4 protein-coding genes are annotated in these 5,960 nt (G+C 34.5%); all 4 read right to left on the reverse strand.

Annotated features, from left to right (window positions below; all coding sequences use genetic code 11):
* Positions 1 to 44: 44 nt before the first annotated feature.
* From X926_RS06730 to X926_RS06745, 4 genes are read right to left on the reverse strand one after another with little or no spacing between them, the layout of a single operon-like run.
* Positions 45 to 1,649, reverse strand: coding sequence for an alpha-amylase family glycosyl hydrolase (locus X926_RS06730; RefSeq protein ID WP_103065492.1), 1,605 nt, complete (start codon positions 1,647 to 1,649; stop codon positions 45 to 47).
* Between the two features lie 17 nt (positions 1,650 to 1,666).
* Complete coding sequence (locus tag X926_RS06735; RefSeq protein WP_103065490.1) at positions 1,667 to 2,740, reverse strand: glucose-1-phosphate thymidylyltransferase; 1,074 nt, start codon at positions 2,738 to 2,740, stop codon at positions 1,667 to 1,669.
* Positions 2,741 to 2,784: 44 nt separating this feature from the next.
* Positions 2,785 to 4,632 carry a nucleoside-diphosphate sugar epimerase/dehydratase gene (locus X926_RS06740; protein ID WP_103065491.1) on the reverse strand — a complete coding sequence of 616 codons (1,848 nt, stop codon included), beginning with the start codon at positions 4,630 to 4,632 and terminating at the stop codon, positions 2,785 to 2,787.
* Positions 4,616 to 5,869: a DegT/DnrJ/EryC1/StrS family aminotransferase gene (locus X926_RS06745; RefSeq protein ID WP_103065493.1), complete on the reverse strand. Its 1,254-nt coding sequence runs from the start codon at positions 5,867 to 5,869 to the stop codon at positions 4,616 to 4,618. Before X926_RS06745 ends, X926_RS06740 begins: the two co-directional genes overlap by 17 nt.
* Positions 5,870 to 5,960 lie beyond the last annotated feature (91 nt).

The following is a 5,960-nucleotide window of genomic DNA, read 5'->3' on the forward strand; positions in this document are numbered from 1 at the left end:
CTTCGCCCCGCTCCCCACCCTACAATTTGTTCCTCAGTGCGATTTTAACTTATTTTCCAAAAATATTCATGGGGTTGCAAATTGATACTATCTAATGATCTGCTTTCAGCGGTCAAGTTGTTATAGATAACAATGCTTTTATTTCCTTTTTTTCGAGTAACTTTAAATACCCCGTTGATATTTTCATAGATTGGTTTTTCTGAAAACAGATCTTCGTTTTCTTTTTTCAAATCAAGCATCTTTTTTATTCCGTGAAAAATCTTATAACTATCGCTGTCAGTATTGTTCAGAGCCTCTTTTCTTTTCTCTTCATCGAAAGGTCCTCTGTTGAAAAATCTTGAATCTTTATGGCCTATTTTTTCGGTCATTTTTCTATAGAATTCTTCATCGTTCTCCATTCCTATTTCATCACCGTAATAATTTATTGGTGTTCCATCCAAAGAAAACAAAATTGAATAAGCTAAAAGCACTTTTTTATAATCCTTACCCATTTGGTTGTACAATCTTCCCGCGATCCCTTCTCCTTCCCTGAAGTTCCATCTTTCATCGAGCAAGTAGTATTTCAACATCTTTGCCCTTTCTTCTGGATCGACGAATTCTAAGGTTAATTCGTCGTGACACCTTAGAAAAACGAACCATTGACAATTTTCTGGAATGGGCGGGGTAACTCTTTTAGAAAGAGTATCTATTACATAATTGGGGTTACCTTCAGCTATAGACAAAAAAATTTTTGGCATAACGGGAAAATGGTATGCAACCTGGCATTCGTCAGAATTACCAAAATAAGCAACAACGTCTTTAGGAGGTTGATTAGCTTCTGCTATCAATGCCGTTCCTTCTTTTAGGTAATCTAAAGCTGCCCTGAATATTTTTAAAATCCAGTGGGTTTGAATTAAGTTTTCACAGTTAGTACCTTCTTCTTTCCATAAAAACGGTGCTGCATCCATTCTAAAACCATCGACACCGTGTTCTTTCCAGAAGGTAAAAACTTTTATCATTTCTATCAGCACATCAGGATTTTTGTAATTTAAATCCGGCTGTATTTCGTAAAATCTATGAAAGTAATAATCTTTGGTTTCAGCGTTGTAGGTCCAATTACTGTTTACCATACCTTTAAAAAGCAGTCTGGCTTGGGAGTATTTTTTATCGGTGTCGCTCCATATGTAATAATTCCTATACTTAGAATCTTTTGATTTTTTTGCCTCTTGAAACCATGGTTGTTCATCAGAAGTATGATTTATTGCAACATCAAAAAGAATTTTTATACCTTTTTCGTGAGCAAGATTGATGAATTCAAAAAAACTTTCGTTTCCACCTAATTCATCTCGGACTTTGTAAAAATCAGAAATATCGAACCCTTGGTCTTTCATCGGAGATTGTAAAATAGGGAGAAGCCATAATATAGTTACACCTAAATTACTCAAATAATCTAATTTTTCTTTCATTTTGTCAAAATTACCAGCGAACAGATCAACATAAGTAGAATAAACCAGACCTTTCTTATACCAAAATTTATCGTTTGGCGTATAGGTAAAAGAATCTTTTTTTGATTTTAAAAACTCTAAGAGAATTTCCAATTTATGGTTATCAGAATACAGTTTGTTCCAAAGTTCAGTTATTATTTCTATTTTGTCATCTATTATTTTCACCCCCAAGATGTTATCTCTTATTTTGGTATTTGTATATTGCTGTAATCGCCTATCACCAATTTTAGTGAATATGGTTTCCTTTCTGCTGAATAAATCTTTGAATTTTCTCCTATAATAGATGATTCTATCCTTATATACACATTTGAAATATTTGCATAACTTAAGATTATACTGTTCTCGATCTCTGAAGAGTTTATATAGGCGCTGTCACCGATGCTTGTATATGGTCCTATGTAGGCATTGCTTATTGTAACGTTTTCCCCAATTATTACAGGTCCTCTGACGATAGAGTTCATTATCTTTGTATTTTTCCCGATGTGTACCATTCCTTGGACCGAAGAATCGGATCTTATTTCTCCTTCTATTTTTCGTTCTTTTAAATTACTGAGAATCGTTCTATTTGCCTCGATTAAATCTTCAGGTTTTCCTGTATCTTTCCACCATCCCTCCACTATATGAGCTCCGACGTTGTTTGAATTATCTATTAACCATTGAATGGCGTCGGTTATTTCAAGTTCCCCTCTCCACGAAGGTTGAATATTTTCAATTGCCTCAAAAACCTTTGGGGTAAATATGTAAACCCCAATTATTGCGAGATTCGATGGAGCATCTTTTGGTTTTTCGACAACTTTTGTCACTTTCGAGTCTTCCATCACAGCTATTCCAAATTGGGAAGGGTTATCCACGGAAGTCAAGAGAATAAAAGATTCATAATTTCCTGACTTAAACTGGTCTATAAAATTCTTAAGATCAAAAGTTACCAGGTTGTCCCCTAGATACATTATAAAGTCGTCATTATCAAGGAATTCTTTTGAAATCTTTACCGCATGAGCCAGACCTTTTGGGTGTTCTTGTATAATATAAGATAATTTTATACCTAATTGACTACCGTCTCCTAAGACATTTTTAAAATCCTCTATATTTTCTGAATTTACTACCAAACCGATCTCTGTAACCCCCGCATTTCTTATTTTTTCTAAGCTGTACATGATGGTTGGTTTGTTAGCTATTGGTATCAATGGTTTAGCGTTCGTGAAGGTTAGTGGTCGTAGTCTTGTTCCCTTTCCTGCACAGAGTATTAATGCTTTCATAGCTTTTTGCCTCCTTGTATGATTGTTGTAGTTGTTAGCGCCGCTTAGCTGATCTTTGATATATTTGAATCTGGTATGTAATCTTTTATTATTTCAATAGCACTATTGTAATCATTATTTTTTATTATTATATTTATTTGGTCTATCAATTCATTTAGCTTCTCTTTATTTATTTCGTGATTGTTGGTTTTTGAAATAAAGATTCGTCTGTTTCTAGTTTTTTCGTAATCTTCATCTTCTAAAAATATTTCTTCGTATAATTTCTCACCAGGCCTGATGCCTGTGTAAACTATTTTAATGTCTTGATCAGGAATGTACCCCGAAAGTCTGATCAAATCCCTGGCTAATCGGTCAATATTTACAGGCTCTCCCATTTCTAAAACGAATATCTCAGCCTTTTGAGCAAACTGTCCACATTGTAATACTAAAGAAACAGCCTCCGGAATAGTCATGAAATACCTTTTCATATTGGGGTGTGTGACGGTAACGGGACCACCCTTTTGTATCTGTTCTTTGAAAATTGGAATTACACTCCCTCTACTTCCTAAAACGTTGCCGAACCTCACTATTCCATACTTTGTTTGATAAAAGTTAGACAATGTTTTTACTATAATTTCTCCAAGTCTCTTTGAAGCACCCATTATGGATGTTGGTTTGATGGCTTTGTCGGTGGAGATAAATACAAATCTTTCTACATTATATTCTCCTGAGAGTTTTGCTACGGTGTAAGTTCCAGTTGTGTTGACCCTGAAGGCCTCTGTTGGATTTTTTTGCATGAGAGGTACATGTTTATGAGCAGCGGCATGAAAAACAACATCAAATCCATATTTTGAAAATAAATATCTCATTCTGTTTTCATCGGATACATCTGCGATAATTTCTTCTATATAGGCATCTGAAAACTTGTCTCTCAGTTCATTTGATATTTCAAAAATACTGTTTTCACCTTTTCCAAGTAAAAAAAGAGCTTTCGGCCCCATTGGTAAAACCTGTCTACATATTTCAGAACCTATGCTCCCTCCTGCTCCTGTAACCAGTATTTTTTTGCCTTTTATGTAATCTTTGATCTCTTTTAAATCAACGCTCACTTCCTTTCTACCCAGTAAATCGGAAATATCAACCTCTCGCAGAAAACCAAGCGATAGCTTGTTATCTAAAATTTCCAAGATTCCAGGCAAAGTTTTTAACCTAACCTTTGTTGTATCAACATAATCTATGATTTTTTTTATCTGTTCTGATGAAGCACTGGGAATGGCTATTATAACCTCTTCAACGTTGTATTTTTCTATAAAATCCATAACTTGGTTTATTTTCCCCAGTACAGGATAGCCTCGAATGTTTCTTCCTATCTTTTCTGGATCATCATCCAAAAAGCCTACAACTGATCCCTCTTCTGGATGCCTCTCATACTCCCCCAACAATTCTGTCCCAGCATCACCTGCCCCGATTATAAGGATATTTTTAATTCCGTTTAACCGCTTTTTATAATTTCGAGAATACCTTGAAAACCAATATATCCTACTAGCTGAAACAAAGACTACTCCAACCACCGATGCAGTTGCTGCCACACTGAAAGGAAGAGTGAAAATATCGCTTATATATCTTCTTACAAACTCAAAAACAAAAAAGTTGATAAGGAAACCTATGAAACCACTGTTGAATACAGGTCTTAATTCGTTAAGAGTGGCAAATCTCCAAATATATCTATATATTCCAGAGTAATAAAAAACAATTACCATAATCAAAGGAAAGAAAAAGATGGGGGAGATGTACTTTCTCATCTCCACAAAGTCAAATTGAAACCTTATGAACATTGCAACAATGTAAGCAAGGAAAAACAAAATATAGTCAATTATCATCAATCTAAAAGATCTTTTAGACAAATGTTTCATTTTTCATCTCCATTAAACTTTCTTTTATTTTTTGATATACGTAATTCTGTTCTTCAAGACTGATGTTGGAGAAAAATGGGATTGCAAAAGTCAAAGATGAGATGAGCTCCGTAACAGGATAATCTCCTTCTTCATAGCCGAACATTTTTCTATAAAAAGGTTGCAAGTGAACAGGATAAAAGTAATTTTTGGATTCAACACCCTTTTCACTCAATTTTTTTAAGAAGGTTTGTAAGATATTTCTTATCTTATTTACCAATTCTTTCCATTCTTTTCGATTTTGTTCCCCTTCAATTTTGATAGGTAGATCAAAATTTCTAACCCATGTAGGTATATCAATTAACTCTGATACCCAATCTAAGTTCAATCTCAAAACGAAGACAAACCAACTTTGAGAAGTAACTTCTGGAGGAATGAAAGGTAAAACTACTTTTTCTTCACTTTTGAACAATTCAAAATAATTCATAGCTTTCTCTTTTCTTTTTGAGCTTATTTCTTCGATTCGTTTCATTTGAGCAAAACCAAGTGCCGCAGACATTTCATCCATTCGATAATTGTATCCAAGCCTTTCACTAATTAACCACTCACCGCTTTTGCCTCTACCTTGGTTACACATAGACTTACATAACTCAAATATTTCTTCGTCATCAGTAACTATAACCCCACCTTCACCGGTGGTTATCTGTTTATTTGGGTAAAAGGCATATGTACCAGCTTTTCCAAAAGTTCCTAATTTACGCCCTTTATATTCTCCCCCTAATGCTTCGCAAGAATCTTCAATTATTTTAATTTTATCTGGAAGAATATTAAGTATCTCATCCCATTCCAAGGGAACTCCAAAAATATCCACACCCATAAAAGTTGTAATGTCGTCTTTGTAATCTTTGTCTATAAATTCTTTTAAATTTTTGGGGGATAAGTTGTAAGTATGAGGATCTATATCAACAAAAACCGGTACTCCTTTCTCAAACAAAGCCACGTTAGCCGAAGAAATAAAAGTGAAAGGCGTTACGATCATCTTTTGATTTTGTTGAAAATCTAAAGCCCTTAAAATCAAATGTAAGGCTGATGTCCCACTGTTCACAGCCAGAGCATATTTCATTCCAGCGTATTCTTTTATTATTTCTTGGAATTTTTCTAAGTAGGGACCCAAGGCAAGTCTTTCAGAATTTAAAACATCCATGATGGTTTTTTTCTCAAAGTCAGTAATATCTGCACCTGATAATGGGACAAACATAGCTGGTATTTCACCTCCAAGCATTAAGGGGGTTCCCCCTTAAGATCCTATAAAAATATTCTATAATTCTTTATATAGCGCCCCTTCGCCC

Source organism: Petrotoga sp. HWHPT.55.6.3, from assembly GCF_002895495.1.
Taxonomy (GTDB): domain Bacteria; phylum Thermotogota; class Thermotogae; order Petrotogales; family Petrotogaceae; genus Petrotoga; species Petrotoga mobilis.

Coding starts and splice junctions, on each gene's coding strand:
- X926_RS06740 (WP_103065491.1), bottom strand. CDS start 4,632: ATGAAACATTTGTCTAAAAGATCTTTTAGATTGATGATAATTGACTAT.
- X926_RS06735 (WP_103065490.1), bottom strand. CDS start 2,740: ATGAAAGCATTAATACTCTGTGCAGGAAAGGGAACAAGACTACGACCA.
- X926_RS06745 (WP_103065493.1), bottom strand. CDS start 5,869: ATGTTTGTCCCATTATCAGGTGCAGATATTACTGACTTTGAGAAAAAA.